This is a genomic window from Bradyrhizobium sp. 4, from assembly GCF_023100905.1.
In the GTDB taxonomy this organism is placed as follows: domain Bacteria; phylum Pseudomonadota; class Alphaproteobacteria; order Rhizobiales; family Xanthobacteraceae; genus Bradyrhizobium.
In genome coordinates this window covers 1,462,278-1,478,238 of sequence record NZ_CP064686.1, presented here as the reverse complement: position 1 = coordinate 1,478,238, position 15,961 = coordinate 1,462,278, and the positions used below count along the sequence as shown (strand labels likewise).

The window sequence follows — 15,961 nt, the reverse complement described above, 5'->3', positions numbered from 1 at the left end:
GGTGTCTCCTGGACTTACGGTGAGACGAAATTGTCGGTGGCGGACGCGGCCTCGCCGAGCCCGATATCGGTGACGTGGAAGCGGACGGGAATAGACTTCTCTGGATTGCTGTCCGCCGGCGCGGTGACGAGCAGCCGCAACTCGCTGGTGGAGTCGCGGGGGATCACGATCATCGGCCGGTCCGGCGTCACGGAATCAACGCCGGTGACGTGAATGGTCGCGTTGGCCGGACCGTTCGCGTCGATCGCGATGACGCGGTCATAACCGCTCTTGTTCAGCAGCCGCACCGTATAGGCGTTGCGGATCGAGCCGTCGCTGAGCCTGACGGCGACCGGATTGCGGTCGTGCAGCACGTTGACGTCGAGCAGGCTGCGGGTCGCGAGGGTGTAGATCATGATGCCGCCGACGGCCGCGATGATCGCGCTGTAGGCGACGGTGCGGGGACGGACGATGCGGTAGACCGGCGCCTTGCCTTCCTGGCGGCGATGGATATTGATGTCGTTGTCGTAGCCGATCAGCCGCTTCGGACGGCCGATCTTGGTCATCACGTTGTCGCAGGCATCGATGCAGAGGCCGCACTGGATGCATTCGAGCTGCGGCCCGTTGCGGATATCGATGCCGGTCGGGCAGACCGCGACGCATTGATAGCAGTCGACGCAGTCGCCAGCGTGCTCACCGATGGCGCGCAGCTCGATCGCCTTCTTGACCGAGGTGCGCTTCTCGCCGCGGTCGTAGCGGTAGGTGACGTTGAGCGCCCATTCGTCGGTGAGCGCCGCCTGGATCCGCGGCCAGGGGCACATATAGACGCAGACCTGCTCGCGCATGAATCCGGCGAGCACATAGGTCATCGCGGTGAGAATGCCGATCCAGGCATAGGCGATCATCGGCGCCTCGAAGGTGACGAGCTGCTTCACCAGCGTCGGCGCGTCGTTGAAATAGAGCACCCAGGCGCCGCCCGTCCACCAGGCGATCAGGAGCCAGATCGAATGCTTGAGCACGATCTCCGAGATGCGCTCGAGCCTCGTCGGGTCGGACGATTTGTCCTTCTTCATCCGCTCGCGCCGGTCGCCTTCGATCAGGCGCTCGACGGCGTAGAACAGGTCGGTCCAGACCGTCTGGGGACAGAGATAGCCGCACCAGATGCGGCCGCCGACCGAGTTCATCAGGAACAGCGCCACCGCGGCGACGATCAACAGGCCCGTGAAGTAGTAGACCTCCTGCGGCCACAGCTCGATGAAAAAGAAGTAGAAGCGGCTGTTGGGCAGATCGATCAGCACCGCCTGGCTCGGAGCGCCGAGACCGCGGTTCCAGCGCACGAAGGGCAGGAAGTAGTAGATGCCGAGGCAGAACGCCATCAGGCCCCATTTGATCCGGCGGAAGGTGCCGGAGACGCTCTGGGGATAGACCTTCTTCCGGGCTGCGTAGAGCGGCCCGTAATCGTCGTCCGATGTGAGGTCGTTCGGGTTCACGGTCTTGTTCATCGTCAAAAGCTTCTCGCAAAGGTGCGATTAAACCTAGACCCGACGCCGCGGCGTCAGTTGATCCAGCGCAAACGGGGGCGTTTTGTTCGCCCGTCTTCCGTCAATGGGCTATTTTCCACCGCCCAGCGAGTGGACGTAGACCGCCATGGCCTTGATGGTGGCCGGATCGAGCCGCCCCTCCCAGGCCGGCATAACGCCGGCGCGGCCTAGGCTGATGGTCTCGATCAGGCTCGCCTCGTCCGAGCCATAGAGCCAGATCTTGTCGGTGAGGTTCGGCGCGCCCATCTCGGGGTTGCCCTTACCGCCATCGCCATGGCAGGCGACGCAATTCTCGGCGAAGATCTTTTCGCCCTTCGCCGCGTCGTAGCCCTTGCGGGTTGGCAAGCCCGATAGCGACCGCACGTAATTGGCGACCGTGACGATCTCGTCCGGCTTCAGCACGCCGTCCTTGCCGAAGGCGAGCATCTGGCCCTCATGCGCCTTGACGTGACCGGAACGCGCGCCGAACTGGATGGTCTGCATGATCTGGTCGAGCGTGCCGCCCCACAGCCAGTCATCGTCGTTCAGGTTCGGATAGCCTTTCGCGCCGGCGCCGCCGCTGCCGTGACACGGCGCGCAATTGTCGCCGAACACCGTCTTGCCCTTGGCGCGGGCGAGCGCCAGCAAGGCCGGATCCTTTTCGATGTCGGCGAGCGAGGCCGCGCCCAGCGCCATCATCTTGTCGCCGCGGATCTTCTCGAGGTTTGCGAGCTCGACTGCGACGTCGGCGCGGGACGAGTATCCGAACATGCCCGTGGTGTTGCTGGAGATCAGCGGCCAGGCCGGATAGACGAGCCAGTAGCCGATCGCCCAGACGATGGTGAGGTAGAAGGTGATTACCCACCAGCGCGGCAGCGGCGTGTTGAGTTCCTTGATGCCGTCCCACTCGTGCCCGGTCGTGGACGTGCCGGTGACGGAATCGATGTCGCTATGATGATCGGTCATGATCTCTCACTCCTCCCGCAACGGCAGGTGTGCCGCTTCGTCGAAAGCGGCCTTGTTGCGAGGCCAAAATGCGTAGGCGATGATCGCGAGAAAGATCGCGATGAAGACCGGCGTCCAGATCGTGGTCACGAGACCGGACGCAAGATTGTCGAGTGTCAGGATGGCTTTCATCGTTGATGCCTTCTCAGCGAAGATTGGCTTTATCGTTGTAGATCTTGAAGTCGACCAGCGTGCCGAGCATCTGCAAATATGCGATCAGCGCGTCCATTTCGGTCGGCGTGCCGGTCTTGCCGTCGAAATTGCGCACGACGGCCTTGACGTAGCGCTTGCTGAAGGCATCGCTGCCGGAATTATCCGGATCGGCCTGGGCCTTCACATCGGCGCTGGCGCTCGCGATCTGATCGTCGCTGTAGGGCACCCCGACGGTTCTCAGCGTGCGCATGTGGTCGGCGATCGTGTCGGGATCGACCTCGGTCTGACTGAGGAACGGATAGCCCGGCATCACCGACTGCGGCACGATGGCGCGCGGGTTGGTCAGATGGTTGACGTGCCAGTCGTCGGAATATTTGGCGCCGACGCGGGCAAGATCGGGACCGGTGCGCTTCGAGCCCCACTGGAACGGGTGGTCGAACATGCTCTCGGCGGCGAGCGAGAAGTGGCCGTAGCGCTCGACCTCGTCGCGCAGGGGGCGGATCATCTGCGAGTGGCAGAGATAACAGCCTTCGCGGACGTAGACGTTGCGGCCTGCGAGCTCCAGTGGCGTATAGGGCCGCACCCCGTCGACCGCCTCGATCGTGCTCTTGAGGTAGAACAGCGGCGTGATCTCGACGAGACCGCCGATCGCGATCACCAGCAGGATGCCGACGATCAGGATGATCGAGTTCTTCTCGAAGACTTGATGGCGTGTCCAGAACGACATGGAAAACTCCTCATTCCGCCGGCTGAAGAGCGACGGGCCTCTGGACTTCCGCTTCGCCGACGCGAACCGTCATCCAGAGATTATAGGCCATGATCAGCGCGCCGATCAGGAACAGGGCGCCGCCGGCGGCGCGGATGATGTAGAAGGGATGCATCGCCTCGACGGTCTCGATGAAGGAATATTCAAGGAAGCCGAGCGAGGTGTAGGCGCGCCACATCAGGCCCTGGAGGATGCCGGACACCCACATCGCCGAGATGTAGAGAACGATGCCGAGGGTTGCGATCCAGAAGTGCCAGTTGACGAGCTTCAGGCTGTAGAGTCCCTTGCGATTCCAGACCCACGGCACCAGGCAGTAGAGCGCGCCGAAGGAGACGAAGCCGACCCAGCCGAGCGCGCCGGAATGCACGTGACCGATGGTCCAGTCGGTGTAATGGCTGAGCGAGTTGACGACCTTGATCGACATCATCGGGCCTTCGAACGTCGACATGCCGTAGAAGGCGACGGAGACGACGAGTATGCGCAGCACGGGGTCGGTGCGCAGCTTGTCCCAGGCGCCCGACAGCGTCATCAGGCCGTTGATCATGCCGCCCCAGGAGGGCATCCACAGCATGATCGAGAAGGTCATGCCGAGCGTCTGCGTCCAATCCGGCAGCGCCGTGTAGTGCAGGTGATGCGGACCGGCCCAGATATAGAGGAAGATCAGGGCCCAGAAGTGGATGATCGAGAGACGGTAGGAATAGATCGGCCGCTCGGCGCGCTTCGGGATGAAGTAGTACATGATGGCGAGGAAACCGGCGGTCAGGAAGAAGCCGACCGCGTTATGGCCGTACCACCACTGGAACATGGCGTCCTGGATGCCGCCCCAGGCGACATAGGATTTTGAGCCGAACACCGAGACCGGGAGGGCCGGATTGTTGCCGAGATGCAGGACCGCGATCGTCACGATGAAGGCGAGATAGAACCAGTTCGCGACGAAGATGTGCGGTTCCTTGCGCTTGATGATGGTGGCAAGGAAGACCAGCAGATAGGTGACCCAGACGATGGTCAGCCAGAGATCGGCGTACCATTCCGGCTCCGCATATTCCTTGGACTGGGTGACGCCGAGCAGATAGCCGGTGCCTGCGATCAGGATGAAGAAGTTGTATCCGACGACCACGAACCAGGGCGCGAGATCGCCGGCAAGGCGTACGCGGCAGCTCTTCTGGACGACGTAGAAGGACGTGGCGATCAGCACGTTGCCGCCAAAGGCGAAGATCACCGCCGAGGTGTGCAGAGGACGCAGACGGCCGAAGCTGGTCCAGGGCAGATCGAAGTTCAGCGCCGGCCAGGCCAGTTGCGAGGCGATGATCAGGCCGACGAGGAAGCCCGCGATGCCCCAGAACATCGCCATGAAGGAGGAAAACTTGATCGGGCCCATGTTGTAGTTGGGGCGGCCGTTGATCTCCGCCGGCGGCAGCGCCGCCGCGCGATCGAAGTACCGGTTGATGATGCAGAACACCGCGGCCAGGCTCGCGGCCGCGCTGAGCGCAGCGTGGAAGGCGAAGGGCGCGTCGAGCGCCTTGGCCGAGGCGATTAAGCAGAAGAAGGCGGTGACTGCGAACACGACAGCCAGGCCGCTTTCACCTGACGTCATGGATTTGGAGAGGGCGGGCTGGCTCATGCGGATTCTCTCTGAAAGAACACGCCGCCAGAAACCACATCCGCCCTCGCGGGGAATTGATTGAAATCAAGCTAGCTGGATTTCCGTTGATGTGAGACCGATGCGGATCAGGGAGTAGTATCAATTGCTTGCGCACGGCACGGCGCACACCGCGAAGCATTGCCTCCGGAAAATCACGGAGCTTGAAATCGCGGGATCAGTCCCGCGCGGTGGCCTTGAGCGCCGCGATGACGTCCTCGCGGGCGATGATGCCGACCAGCTTCTGTGCGCCGTCGAGCACGATGATGCTCCTGATGCGATGCTCGACCATGATCTGGAGCACGCGCGTCAGCCTCGTGTCGGGGCTGACATAGATGAACTCGGGCGTCATGACGTCGCCGATCTTGCGGCTCATCAGGTCGGGATAGCGCGGCAGCATCTGGCTCGGCGTGAAGGCGAAACACTTCAGGATGTCGAATTTGGTGACGATGCCGACCACCTGCCCGTCATCCTCGACTGGATAGGAGTTGAAATCGTCGCGCTCGAACATCTCGCTGAGTTCGAGCAGGTCGAGATCGCACTGAGCCGTCCGTACGTTGCGTATCATGTAGCCGCCGACGGTCTGTTCAAGAGACTTGTACACGCGCGTCCTCCTCGATTGGTCTGGGTTCGCCAGCCGTCAGTGCGACAGCAACACGCAGCGGGCCGATTGCGTCATCAGATGATGCGTGGCGCCGCCGAGGATCAGCTCGCGGAAGCGCGAATGATGCGCCTGCGACGATCAAGCCGGCGCCGATGTTATAGGCGATCTTCTCTAATTGCGCGGCGGCGGTTTGGTTTCTCGCGGCTTCCGGGATGCGCGCGATCGCAGCGAGGCCGTGGCGAGCGAGCCATGCGGCAACGTCCGTGACGCGCCCCATCGCGGCCGAGCCGTCGCCAGCGTCTTCCGGAAGCTCGACGATGGTTATGTCCTTCGCGTTGCGCAGCCTCGGCAATGCATCGACAACCGCCCGCCGTGCCTCGGGCGTGTCCTTCCAGACTATGAGCACGCTACGCAGATCGAGCCAGTTGACTCCGTCGGTTACCATCAGGAGCGGCCGGCCAGCCTGCATTACCAGATCCTTCGGGCTTGCAAGCGAAAAGGCATCGGAGAAAGCGGGCTGTATCCGCCGCTGACGACGATGTCGGCGCACCGCACCTGCGCCAGGACAAACCGCCTGGGAAAATCCAGGGCGCTGCGCCATTCCGAGTGTCCGCCGCGCGCCTTCGTCGCGGCGCGGAATTGCGCCTCCAGCTCGGCAAGGCGTTCCTGACGGAAGCCTGCTCCCGATCGATCAGCCCTAGGGCCTCGGCGCCATCTGCGAAATAGAGCGGCGGAGCGAACTGCGCCGCGGCAACGCCGACAATGGTCGCCTCGAACCGCTCGGCGAGTTCGCCCGCGACCTGAAGACGTGCCTCGTTGGGCTGATCGAGCGCCAGGCTGACCACCACGGTCGCATATGTCATCGGGAGCCTCCGGGCAGTACGTTGCTGTGGATATCTAGCCGCGCCGACGCAAGGCAGGATGAGGTAGATCAATTTTCGGCGCCCAGTTGGGAGAAATCCGCCGATCAGACATCCGAACTTGCCTCCGGTCCGGCCTTGGGCGAAATTGCCGCCACGGAACCCCGCCGCGGGAGAATGGGAGCAGTAGCTTGTCGCTGAGCCGCGTAACGCATCCGCCAGAGGACGCTCGCGGCGAGCATTTCGGCGTCCGGATCGAAGGCTTTGGCGTCGGCACCTGGGATCTCGATCTCAGGACGCGCGAGCTGGAGTGGTCGGAAACCGCGAGAATGCTGCTCGGCATCGAACGGAATCAACCGGCGAGCTATGAACTCCTTCTCTCGCGCCTCGGTCCCGCGGACCGCGCGCGCCTGGAGAGCGCGATCGAGCATGTCGTCGACCACGGCGGCGGCTTCGACGTATCCTTCAGAGTTGCCAATGCCTCAGGCCTGGGGCGCTGGATTCGCGCCCGGGCAGGTCTCATCCGGGACGACGCCGGTGCCGCCCGCCATCTCAGCGGCATCTTTCTCGACGTCAACGAGGAGAAACAGGTTGAGGAGGCACTGCGCACCCGCGAGACTCACCTCCAGTCGATCCTCCAGACCATTCCCGATGCAATGATCGTCATCGACGGCCACGGCATCATCCAGCTCTTCAGCACGGCGGCCGAGCGCCTGTTCGGCTGGCCCGAGCAGGAGGCCATCGGCCAGAACGTCAGCATCCTGATGCCTGAGCCCGACTGCACCCGCCACGACGGCTACATCGCGCGCTACCGCACCACCGGAGATCCGCATATCATCGGCATCGGGCGTATCGTGACAGGCAAGCGCCGCGACGGAACCACCTTTCCGATGCATTTGGCGATCGGCGAGATGCAGTCGGGCGCCGAGCCTTATTTCACCGGATTCATCCGCGACCTCACCGAGCATCAACAGACCCAGGCGCGGCTCCAGGAATTGCAGTCCGAGCTCGTCCATGTCTCGCGGCTGACCGCGATGGGCGAGATGGCCTCTGCGCTCGCCCACGAGCTCAACCAGCCGCTGGCGGCGATCAGCAATTATATGAAGGGCTCGCGACGGCTGCTCGCCGGCAGCAGCGACCCGAACACACGGAAGATCGAAAGCGCGCTGGACCGCGCCGCCGAACAGGCGTTGCGCGCCGGCCAGATCATCCGGCGCTTACGCGACTTCGTGTCTCGCGGCGAGTCCGAGAAGCGGGTCGAGAGCCTGTCCAAGCTGATCGAGGAAGCCGGCGCGCTTGGGCTTGCCGGCGCCCGCGAGCAGAACGTGCAGCTCCGCTTCAAGCTCGATCCGGACGCCGATCTCGTCCTCGCCGACCGGGTGCAGATCCAGCAAGTCCTGGTCAATCTGTTTCGCAATGCGCTGGAAGCAATGGCGCAGTCGCCGCGGCGCGAGCTCGTTATTGCCAACAGCCGCATCGCCGATGATGTGATCGAAGTGGAGGTGTCCGACAGCGGGTCCGGCTTCCAGGGCGACGTCATTTCAAACCTGTTTCAGACCTTCTTCACCACCAAGGAGACCGGCATGGGCGTGGGACTGTCCATCAGCCGCTCCATCATCGAGGCTCACGGCGGCCGCATGTGGGCCGAGAGCAACGCATCGGGTGGCGCAACATTCCGCTTCACGCTCCCGGCAGCCGACGAGAACTGATTCATGACAACCAAGGGACATGTCTACGTCATCGACGACGACGAGGCGATGCGGGACTCGCTGAACTTCCTGCTGGATTCCTGCGGCTTCGGCGTCACCCTATTCGACAATGCGCAAGGCTTCCTCGGCGCCCTGCCCGGCCTCGCCTTCGGCTGCGTAGTCTCGGACATCCGCATGCCGGGCGTTGACGGAATCGAGCTTCTCAAGTGCATGAAGGCGCAGCACAGTCCGTTCCCGATCGTGATCATGACCGGTCACGGCGACGTGCCGCTCGCAGTCGAAGCGATGAAGCTTGGTGCGGTCGACTTCCTGGAAAAGCCGTTCGAGGACGACCGCCTCGTCACCATGATCGAGGCCGCGATCCGCCGGGCCGAACCGGTCGCCAAGAACGAGGCTATCGCGCAGGATATGGCCGCCCGTGTGGCCTCGTTGAGCCCGCGCGAGCACCAGATCATGGAGGGGCTGATCGCAGGTCTCTCCAATAAGCTGATCGCCCGCGAATACGACATCAGCCCGCGCACGATCGAGGTCTACCGGGCCAATGTGATGACCAAGATGCAGGCCAACAGCCTCTCGGAACTGGTCCGGCTGGCGATGCGCGCCGGCATGCTGAAGGATTGAGGCAGGTCAAGGCACTTGTGCGGGCCTGTGATAGCCACGCAGGCATGATCGAGATCGGCTCGCCCCATCAGCGGCCCCCAGGCGCATCGGCAAAGCCCACCGTCTACGTGGTCGACGACGATGCCGCGGTGCTGGGATCCCTGCGCTTCCTGCTGGAAACCGAGGGCTTTGCCGTGCAGACCTTCAGGAGCGCTCCGGCGCTGCTCAATGCGACGACCCCGCCCGGCGCGGACTGCTACGTGATCGACTACAAGATGCCTGACATCAATGGCATCGAGTTGGCCTGGCGGCTGCGCCAATCCGACGCCGACAGGCCCGTGATCCTGATCACCGGCTATCCCGACGGAAATATCTCGGTAAAGGCAGCGGCGGCAGGGATCAAGGACGTGATTTTGAAGCCGCTCCTCGATGAAAACCTGGCGAAATGCATCCGCCACGCCATCCAGGACAGGCGCGGCCACTGACCTACGGGATTCTCCGTAGGTAAACCTCCTTAAGATATCGCTCGAAATTTCCGGATCGCGCGATCCCGCGTACCAATGCACCATCACAACGGAGATGGCGCAGATGCTGACCCAGACGCTCAAGACCCAGGCGATTAAGACCCAAATCGGCGGTAAGATCGCTCCCGCGCGTTCCGTGTCCGAACAGTTCGGCGCGATCGCCGGACATGCCGGCCTCGTTGCCACCGAGTTCTCCTATCGCAAGGACGAGGAGATCTATGGCGAGGACGAGCCCGCCGAATATGTCTATCAGGTCGTCTCCGGCGCGGTGCGCAGCTACAAGCTGCTCTCCGACGGCCGCCGTCAGATCGGCGCGTTCCATCTTCCCGGTGACGTGTTCGGCCTCGAACCCGGCCAGACGCATCGCCTTGCGGCCGAAGCGATTATCGCCACCAGCATACGCCTCGTGGAGCGAGCCAGCCTCGAAAGGTCCGCCAGCACCGACGTACAGGTCGCGCGCAAGCTCTGGGTCATGACGGCGGGCGAGCTGCGTCACGCCGAAGATCACATGTTGCTGCTGGGGCGCAAGACGGCGATGGAGCGTGTTGCAACCTTCCTGCTCGAAATGGATCGCCGCCTCGCCGTCGCCGGCATGATGGCACTGCCGATGTGTCGGCGCGATATCGGCGACTATCTCGGCCTCACGCTCGAGACCGTGTCGCGCGCGCTCTCGCAGCTTCACGCAAAGCGCATACTCGGCTTCTCCGGCGCCCGCCAGATCGTACTGCACAACCGCCAGCGCCTGCACAATCTCGATGCCTGATCGCTTTCACCCGGCCGCGTTTCTCCTCTCCGACTTGGCCCGCCGAACGCATTTCGGCGGGCCTTTCTTGCCGCAATCAAGCCGCGGGCTGCGTGTCCGGCCAAGAGGATCAGAGTTGCCAAAACGTGTGCCAACTGCTGCGGCGGAGTTGAAGCCCCAAACGACCAAACCGGTTCGACCTCTCCCATGAGGTTGTGGCCTAGCAGCCGGCCTGACGTTACGGTGCGCGCAGGCGAATGCGGCGCTGGATGTTGACGTCCTCTAGATCATCCTGATTTTCGCGGTACCGGCCTGCTGGCAGCTCTCGCACCAGTGACGCTGGTCTGGATCTCAGTCCGGGTCCTTCAATGCCGAATCCTGAAGACAGCTTTGTCGAGCCCGCCGCAATCTCCCCCATGAGGCCGACTGGACGAGAGATGGGACCCTCGGCTTGGACCGACTTTCCGCCGCAAGACGCTGCGGGCGTCCGATCAAGTAGCCTTGCATCTCATCGCAGCCCTCCTGGACAAGGAGCAACATTTGGACCTTCGTTTCGATCCCTTCAGCAAGCACCGGCACGCCAAGACCCTGAGCGAGCCGATAACAGCGCGAACGATGGCCAACGATCGCTCGTTCTGTCCAAGCGAGCCAACGAATGCCCGATAGATCTTGATCCAGTCGAGAGGGAAGGCCTCGATGGTAGGACAACGAGGAATACCCGGTCCCGAAGTCGTCCAGCGCGATCAGGATGCCGAGGCTCTTGAGCAATTGCATCGTCTTCTTCGCGCGCAAGACATCCTCGATCAGCACGCCTTCGGTGATCTCGGGCTCGAGGCCGGCCAGCGACAGCCCGCTTTTGCCCAGCGCCTTGCGGACTTGCGCATCGAGGTTCTCCCTGCGGATTGCGCGGCCGAAACGTTGACGGCGATCCTCAAGAGTCGGTTCCACGACGCGGCCTCACGGCAAGCCTCCATCAGCACCCGGTCGTCAATCTGGGCAACCGACCAGCCTCAGAGCGCCGCTCACGCCGCTTAAGCGCGATCAGCCTACCGCCAAAAAGGCCTTGCCGGGGCCCTCGGATCGGGCACTGTGGCCCTGCCGGCAATCGTCAAAACACCCAGAAGCCCGCAAGGCAACCCCGGTGAACTTACCGAGACAACAGGTCTCCACGAGGTCCTAACCGGTTCTGCACGATATGACCAGTGTTGAATGTCGCTCGCAACCGAGACTAACCTGGAATCTGCACCGGCAGTGCGGAATAACCGTGCCCAAAATTGGATTGAACTCGCTCCGGTTCGCTCGCCGACCACCGTTACCTCCAGAGATCGCTTCAGCATCTCCTGCCACAGGGATTTTCAGCTGCAGCTCTGCAAGATGCCTACCCACGCAACGATGAATCCCAAAGCCAAAAGAGAGATGCTGCCGTACATTTTCCCGATCGATGATGAAGCTGTTGGGGCTAGCAATAACCTCGTCGTCTCGGTTGCCAGAGATGTACCACATCACAACTTTATCGCCTCGCCTGATTTTCTTGTGCCCTATCGTGAAATCGTCCACAGCGGTCCGGCGCATATGCGCGCTAGGCGTTTGGTATCGTATAATCTCGGATACCGCCCCGGGCACTAGCGAAGCATCATCGCGGAGTTTTCGCAGTTGGGACGGATTTTGACTCATGAACAAGACGCCCCGGTAATTGAGTTGCGCGTAGTATCGTTACCTCCAGCAATCAGCAGAATGAGGTTGCCCAGGAATTCACATGGCTCCATGTTTCGGGTCGCCGGTGAATGCGCTATCATAGAGATTAGGTCAGCGCGCGGCTCGGATTTTTCCCGTTCGCTCCAAAGCCGTGTGAAATAGTCCAAGCACTCGGACAGCACCGCCTTTCGCTTTTCCCAGCTGTCGATCTGGTGGCCCATTTGTGGACTCAAGGCGGCTACGTCCGACCAGTAGGTCAGCAGCCGTCGATCTTGAAATGGAAAGTCGAACAGCGTGGCCAGCATTTGGTCGTCAACTCGATGGAGACTCTATCGACCCAGTTGAAGGTATCATTGCGCGGCAAACCGTCCAATATCTTCTGAACCCGCAAGCGGATCAAGCCTTCAAGCTTCGCCAGGTTCTCCGATGCCGCGATCGGACTGACAGTCTTACGCTGCTGAGCATGGACAGGAGGACTCATCTTAATAAAACTGGGAGTCCAATACTTCTGCGGCGGGTCCACAATTGTGACGCTTCGCTCTGACGAGGAAATTGTGTGATTTGAATCCACGCCTACGATGTCGCGGTATTTTGTTATCGACCAATATGGACCGTACGGGCTGCCTTCGCAATAATGGACGGGATCTTCCCTTCGCAGCCGCTCGAAACAAGTCCAAACGGTATCACCTTAAAAACGCTTGGGCTCGCTTACATCAAGGTGGCTCAGCGAGATGTCAGCCTCCTCGCAAGCGTTCTCTGCCGATAAGGCTGTCATGATTGTCTCGCGGACATTGGCGTGAAATTTTGAAAGATCGGCTCATGCGCTATTTTGCACTCGCATGGAAGCTCGGTCGAAACACAACGAGCTGGGCCGTACAGTAACAATGTGTGACGCATGTCCATGGCTCGGCTTCGCGAGAGCTCTCTGAAATTATCTTACGGCCGAAGTTACTTGGGAACTTGGTTCGGCCCCCGTCGATAAAGAATAGTGGAAAGGCGAGCGAAGCTCCCCTATCAAGATTGGGGAGGCGCGCGAACTCGCTTTTGTGGTAGTCAACATCAGGACGCAAGCACTCGCCGCGATGGCACCCAGCGGCACGCCCGGTTGCCACTCGACTACTTATATTGCGCGAGCAGGTGGGACCCTAATCACGGTAGGGACTAACAAGAGAGCGCGGTGTGCCAAGGACACTCGTTTTTCCTTACTCGCGATGCGGGCTTTCGTAGAATGAATGAACAGGAGACCAAACCGGCGATCGTGCGCGAGCCGGACGAAGAGTAAACTAACCTGACGTCACAACTGGCACTAAAGTATCGTCCATGCGCTGGAATAGAAGAGAATTGGCACAGCTGGAAAAGCTCTGGGCCGCGGGACAGAGTGCCGCGCAGATCGCGCGTCATCTCGAGTGCAGTCGCAACGCAGTTTGCGGCAGGCTAGCTCGGTTGGGCCTCACTCGAGGTCACAAGCCACCAACAGCAAAACCCAAGATTAGACCCGCCCCGAAGCGAGGGCCGACGGCGATGGCGGCTGGTCGCGATTGCGTCGGAAAGAAGCTGTCGCAAAAGGCGCTAGATAGCCAGCCTCAGGAAATGAGCAAGCGGCAGCTTTACGCGATGCTAGCTGAGGCAGTCAGGAATCCCGCGTAGAACTATCAGGCGCACCGCGATCTCCCGGGCTATGCGCCGTACTTGGTCCATTCGGACGATTTGCTTGTTGGTTTACGCGCTTTGTGGCTATGGGACGAACAGTGGCGTCGAGTAGAATGTTCGCGGCGGAGGCTCGATCGTAGGTCGATTCATCCAATCTCAAGAGGCTGGATGCACTGAATTTGAAGAATGCGTTCTGGTTCTTGAGCCTCAGTTTCGGCTATGCGTCTTCGGGGAAGCGCCGACGTCCTGGTTTGCGCCGGTGTTTGGAAGTTTCTGCACACGCCGTGCCCGACGATGTACACGAGCTCGGGTGAAGCCGCTTGACCGTGAGCCTGTCCGGATGGAACCTCCGACAGGTACCGCCCCGGCGTCGGTGACAAGCTCAGCCTTGGAGCAACTTCACGGACCGCCGAGCTCTCGATATATTGTCTGACGTCGGTCAAAAAAAATAAACCCCTGCAGTGCCCAGACACACGAAGGCGACCACCACCCACCATAGATGCCTTGACGATCTGTGCAAAACCGGTGGCAAGTCTGAAACGGCTGTTCAATTGCATCGATCACGTCTCGCTCGCCTACCCGGTCATTACTTTTTCCATACCAACTCGAGAACACACTCACGCCAACAGCCGTGGCGCCGCGCGACACCGACGATCCGCGCATTGGTGAAGTTCGACTACGTACCGGGATGTCCCCGAGCCGGCGCAGGATCCCTGGGTGGATGGGGAATACGCCAGGCAGAAGTCAACTACCAAACCTGGTCAGTTGATGAAGATTGCGAGGCGATGTATCAATTTTGTTCGATGAACCTCGCAAGAGTCAGGTCGTGGAGCAGTTCGAGCTCTAGCAGCGTCAACGGCCCCGGTGGATGTCTCGTTGGCGAACGTCGGAGATTAGCGAAGCGGAGTTGAATCTGGGGCTCCGCCGTGGCCGTGTTGATTCGAGTATCTCGCCTGCAGCAGTTGTTCTCTGTCTTCGAGAGGAACGGCTTGCTATCCCACACCGCGTTTCGTCAGCAGATCGGCCGTCACGCAAGCTTCCAATTGTCTAGCGACATTCCGGATTACTATCGGCAAAACGGAATGCAAAAGACTTCGCTTGCGACCACAAACTTCGTAAACATAGGATAACAATCGTTGCAGACCTCGGTCCTGGAAAAGTATTGCGATGCTCGCCTTCCTTGGTACACCATCTATCCAACTGTAGCCCAGTTCTCCACGGTGGTCGGCGCCGAAGCCTCTGAGAAATGGCTGCAGCGCCTGCCGGTTAATGAGTCCGTGTCGCTCTATTTCCACGTTCCGTTCTGTCGATCGATTTGCTGGTATTGCGGCTTCGCTCGAAGCATCACTCGCCGGGATTCACCCATCCTAGAATATTTGGCGGTTCTTCGTAAGGAGATCGAGTTGGTCGCGGCGCAGGTGCCGCAACGGCTGCCTGTGAGCGACGTGCACTTCGGCGGTGGAACGCCGACCCTCATCGAGCCCGCGCAGTTCGGGGTACTGATGGAACTTCTGCGCCGCCGCTTTGCGGTTTCGAAAACGGCCGCCATCGCTGTTGAGATCGACCCGCGCACGTTCACGCTCGCCACATCCGAAGCGTTAGCGGCTGCCGGCGTGAACCGCGCGAGCCTGGGCGTCCAGAGCTTCGATCCAATTGTTCAAAAGGCCATTAACCGCGTTCAGAGTGAGGCACAAACGGAGCGCGCTGTCGAAATGCTGCGGCAGCATGGAGTAATCCGCATCAACTTCGACCTCATCTACGGTCTGCCAAATCAGACGGTGCAGTCCTGCGTTCAGACCGCGACTACGGCGGTGGCCATGCGACCAGACCGGCTTGCGGTATTCGGCTACGCGCACGTTCCTTCCTTTAAGAAGAATCAGCGCCTGATCGACGAGGCAACGCTGCCAGACAGCCCTGCCCGTGCAGAACAGGCCGCGGCGATGGCCAATACACTGCTTGCTGCGGGCTACCGCCAAATCGGACTCGACCATTTCGCCTTGCCGGACGATGAGCTCGCGCTGACTCAGAAAGCCGGTCGCCTGCGGCGGAACTCACTGGGTTACTCGGCCGACACCTGCCATAAAGTCATCGGCTTCGGCCCGTCGGCGATCGGCCGCCTTGGCGACGGTTACGTCCAGAACGAAGTTGCAGCGGGTTCTTACAGCGGCCAAATCAAAGCCGGCCGTCTGGCGACGGCAAAGGGTTACTCTCTCAGCCTCGAAGACCACGTCCGGGCCGCAATCATCGAGCGGCTGATGTGCGATTTCGAGGTCGACGTGCCGGCAATTTGCATTACTCATGGATTTGACCCGGTCCCGTTCCTCGGTTCACCCCGCTTGGCAATGCTCGTCGAGGATGGGATCGTGGAGGTGGAAAAGGGATTCATCCGCGTGAGGCAGGAGCATCGTTTTCTAGCTCGCGCTGTGGCGGCCGCATTCGATGCTTATCTTGGCGCGCCGCTCTGTTAAGACCAGCCAACGAGCGCTAATCGTATGAACGCATTACGTTCCGTCAC

Annotated in this window: 13 protein-coding genes and 2 pseudogenes; 6 read left to right on the top strand and 9 right to left on the bottom strand. The window is 61.1% G+C overall.

Annotated elements, in window-relative coordinates; all coding sequences use genetic code 11:
* Positions 1-14: 14 nt before the first annotated feature.
* The 7 genes and pseudogenes from ccoG to IVB45_RS06760 form a co-directional block, all read right to left on the bottom strand.
* Positions 15-1,481: a cytochrome c oxidase accessory protein CcoG gene (gene ccoG / locus IVB45_RS06790; RefSeq protein WP_247363283.1), complete on the bottom strand. Its 1,467-nt coding sequence runs from the start codon at positions 1,479-1,481 to the stop codon at positions 15-17.
* Positions 1,482-1,589: 108 nt separating this feature from the next.
* Positions 1,590-2,465, bottom strand: a complete 876-nt coding sequence (ccoP, locus tag IVB45_RS06785; protein ID WP_247363282.1) for a cytochrome-c oxidase, cbb3-type subunit III — start codon at positions 2,463-2,465, stop codon at positions 1,590-1,592.
* Between the two features lie 6 nt (positions 2,466-2,471).
* Positions 2,472-2,636 carry a cbb3-type cytochrome c oxidase subunit 3 gene (locus IVB45_RS06780; RefSeq protein WP_247363281.1) on the bottom strand — a complete coding sequence of 55 codons (165 nt, stop codon included), beginning with the start codon at positions 2,634-2,636 and terminating at the stop codon, positions 2,472-2,474.
* 13 nt (positions 2,637-2,649) lie between these two features.
* Positions 2,650-3,384 (bottom strand): cytochrome-c oxidase, cbb3-type subunit II, encoded by a 735-nt coding sequence (gene ccoO, locus IVB45_RS06775; RefSeq protein ID WP_247363280.1) that lies wholly within the window; start codon positions 3,382-3,384, stop codon positions 2,650-2,652.
* A 10-nt stretch (positions 3,385-3,394) separates the two neighbouring features.
* Positions 3,395-5,044 carry a cytochrome-c oxidase, cbb3-type subunit I gene (ccoN, locus tag IVB45_RS06770; RefSeq protein ID WP_247342233.1) on the bottom strand — a complete coding sequence of 550 codons (1,650 nt, stop codon included), beginning with the start codon at positions 5,042-5,044 and terminating at the stop codon, positions 3,395-3,397.
* 196 nt (positions 5,045-5,240) lie between these two features.
* Positions 5,241-5,666 (bottom strand): CBS domain-containing protein, encoded by a 426-nt coding sequence (locus IVB45_RS06765; protein WP_247342236.1) that lies wholly within the window; start codon positions 5,664-5,666, stop codon positions 5,241-5,243.
* Positions 5,667-5,702: 36 nt separating this feature from the next.
* Positions 5,703-6,529: pseudogene (locus tag IVB45_RS06760) on the bottom strand (universal stress protein).
* A 188-nt stretch (positions 6,530-6,717) separates the two neighbouring features.
* On the opposite strand from IVB45_RS06760, the gene fixL reads away from it, so the two are divergent.
* The 4 genes from fixL to IVB45_RS06740 all read left to right on the top strand — a co-directional run bounded on the left by fixL (position 6,718) and on the right by IVB45_RS06740 (position 10,122).
* On the top strand, positions 6,718-8,235 hold the full coding sequence (gene fixL, locus IVB45_RS06755) for a sensor protein FixL (protein WP_247342240.1): 1,518 nt from the start codon (positions 6,718-6,720) through the stop codon (positions 8,233-8,235).
* A 3-nt stretch (positions 8,236-8,238) separates the two neighbouring features.
* Positions 8,239-8,856, top strand: a complete 618-nt coding sequence (fixJ, locus tag IVB45_RS06750) for a response regulator FixJ (protein WP_247342243.1) — start codon at positions 8,239-8,241, stop codon at positions 8,854-8,856.
* Positions 8,857-8,900: 44 nt separating this feature from the next.
* Positions 8,901-9,320, top strand: coding sequence for a response regulator (locus IVB45_RS06745; RefSeq protein WP_247342246.1), 420 nt, complete (start codon positions 8,901-8,903; stop codon positions 9,318-9,320).
* 103 nt (positions 9,321-9,423) lie between these two features.
* Positions 9,424-10,122 (top strand): helix-turn-helix domain-containing protein, encoded by a 699-nt coding sequence (locus IVB45_RS06740; RefSeq protein WP_247342248.1) that lies wholly within the window; start codon positions 9,424-9,426, stop codon positions 10,120-10,122.
* Between the two features lie 330 nt (positions 10,123-10,452).
* Here IVB45_RS06740 and IVB45_RS06735 read toward each other — a convergent pair whose 3' ends face one another.
* Both IVB45_RS06735 and IVB45_RS06730 read right to left on the bottom strand, forming a co-directional pair.
* Positions 10,453-11,049 carry an EAL domain-containing protein gene (locus IVB45_RS06735; protein WP_247342251.1) on the bottom strand — a complete coding sequence of 199 codons (597 nt, stop codon included), beginning with the start codon at positions 11,047-11,049 and terminating at the stop codon, positions 10,453-10,455.
* Positions 11,050-11,329: 280 nt separating this feature from the next.
* Positions 11,330-12,571, bottom strand: a pseudogene (locus IVB45_RS06730) (cytochrome P450).
* Between the two features lie 545 nt (positions 12,572-13,116).
* Here IVB45_RS06730 and IVB45_RS06725 point away from each other — a divergent pair.
* Both IVB45_RS06725 and hemN read left to right on the top strand, forming a co-directional pair.
* Positions 13,117-13,443, top strand: coding sequence for a GcrA family cell cycle regulator (locus IVB45_RS06725; RefSeq protein ID WP_247342255.1), 327 nt, complete (start codon positions 13,117-13,119; stop codon positions 13,441-13,443).
* Between the two features lie 1,139 nt (positions 13,444-14,582).
* Positions 14,583-15,914 (top strand): oxygen-independent coproporphyrinogen III oxidase, encoded by a 1,332-nt coding sequence (hemN, locus tag IVB45_RS06720; protein WP_247342258.1) that lies wholly within the window; start codon positions 14,583-14,585, stop codon positions 15,912-15,914.
* Positions 15,915-15,961: the final 47 nt, after the last annotated feature.

Bases quoted from the DNA above. Each gene is read 5' to 3' on its own strand.
- ccoG (WP_247363283.1), bottom strand. From the start codon at position 1,481: ATGAACAAGACCGTGAACCCGAACGACCTCACATCGGACGACGATTAC.
- ccoP (WP_247363282.1), bottom strand. From the start codon at position 2,465: ATGACCGATCATCATAGCGACATCGATTCCGTCACCGGCACGTCCACG.
- IVB45_RS06780 (WP_247363281.1), bottom strand. From the start codon at position 2,636: ATGAAAGCCATCCTGACACTCGACAATCTTGCGTCCGGTCTCGTGACC.
- ccoO (WP_247363280.1), bottom strand. From the start codon at position 3,384: ATGTCGTTCTGGACACGCCATCAAGTCTTCGAGAAGAACTCGATCATC.
- ccoN (WP_247342233.1), bottom strand. From the start codon at position 5,044: ATGAGCCAGCCCGCCCTCTCCAAATCCATGACGTCAGGTGAAAGCGGC.
- fixJ (WP_247342243.1), top strand. From the start codon at position 8,239: ATGACAACCAAGGGACATGTCTACGTCATCGACGACGACGAGGCGATG.
- IVB45_RS06745 (WP_247342246.1), top strand. From the start codon at position 8,901: ATGATCGAGATCGGCTCGCCCCATCAGCGGCCCCCAGGCGCATCGGCA.
- IVB45_RS06740 (WP_247342248.1), top strand. From the start codon at position 9,424: ATGCTGACCCAGACGCTCAAGACCCAGGCGATTAAGACCCAAATCGGC.
- IVB45_RS06725 (WP_247342255.1), top strand. From the start codon at position 13,117: ATGCGCTGGAATAGAAGAGAATTGGCACAGCTGGAAAAGCTCTGGGCC.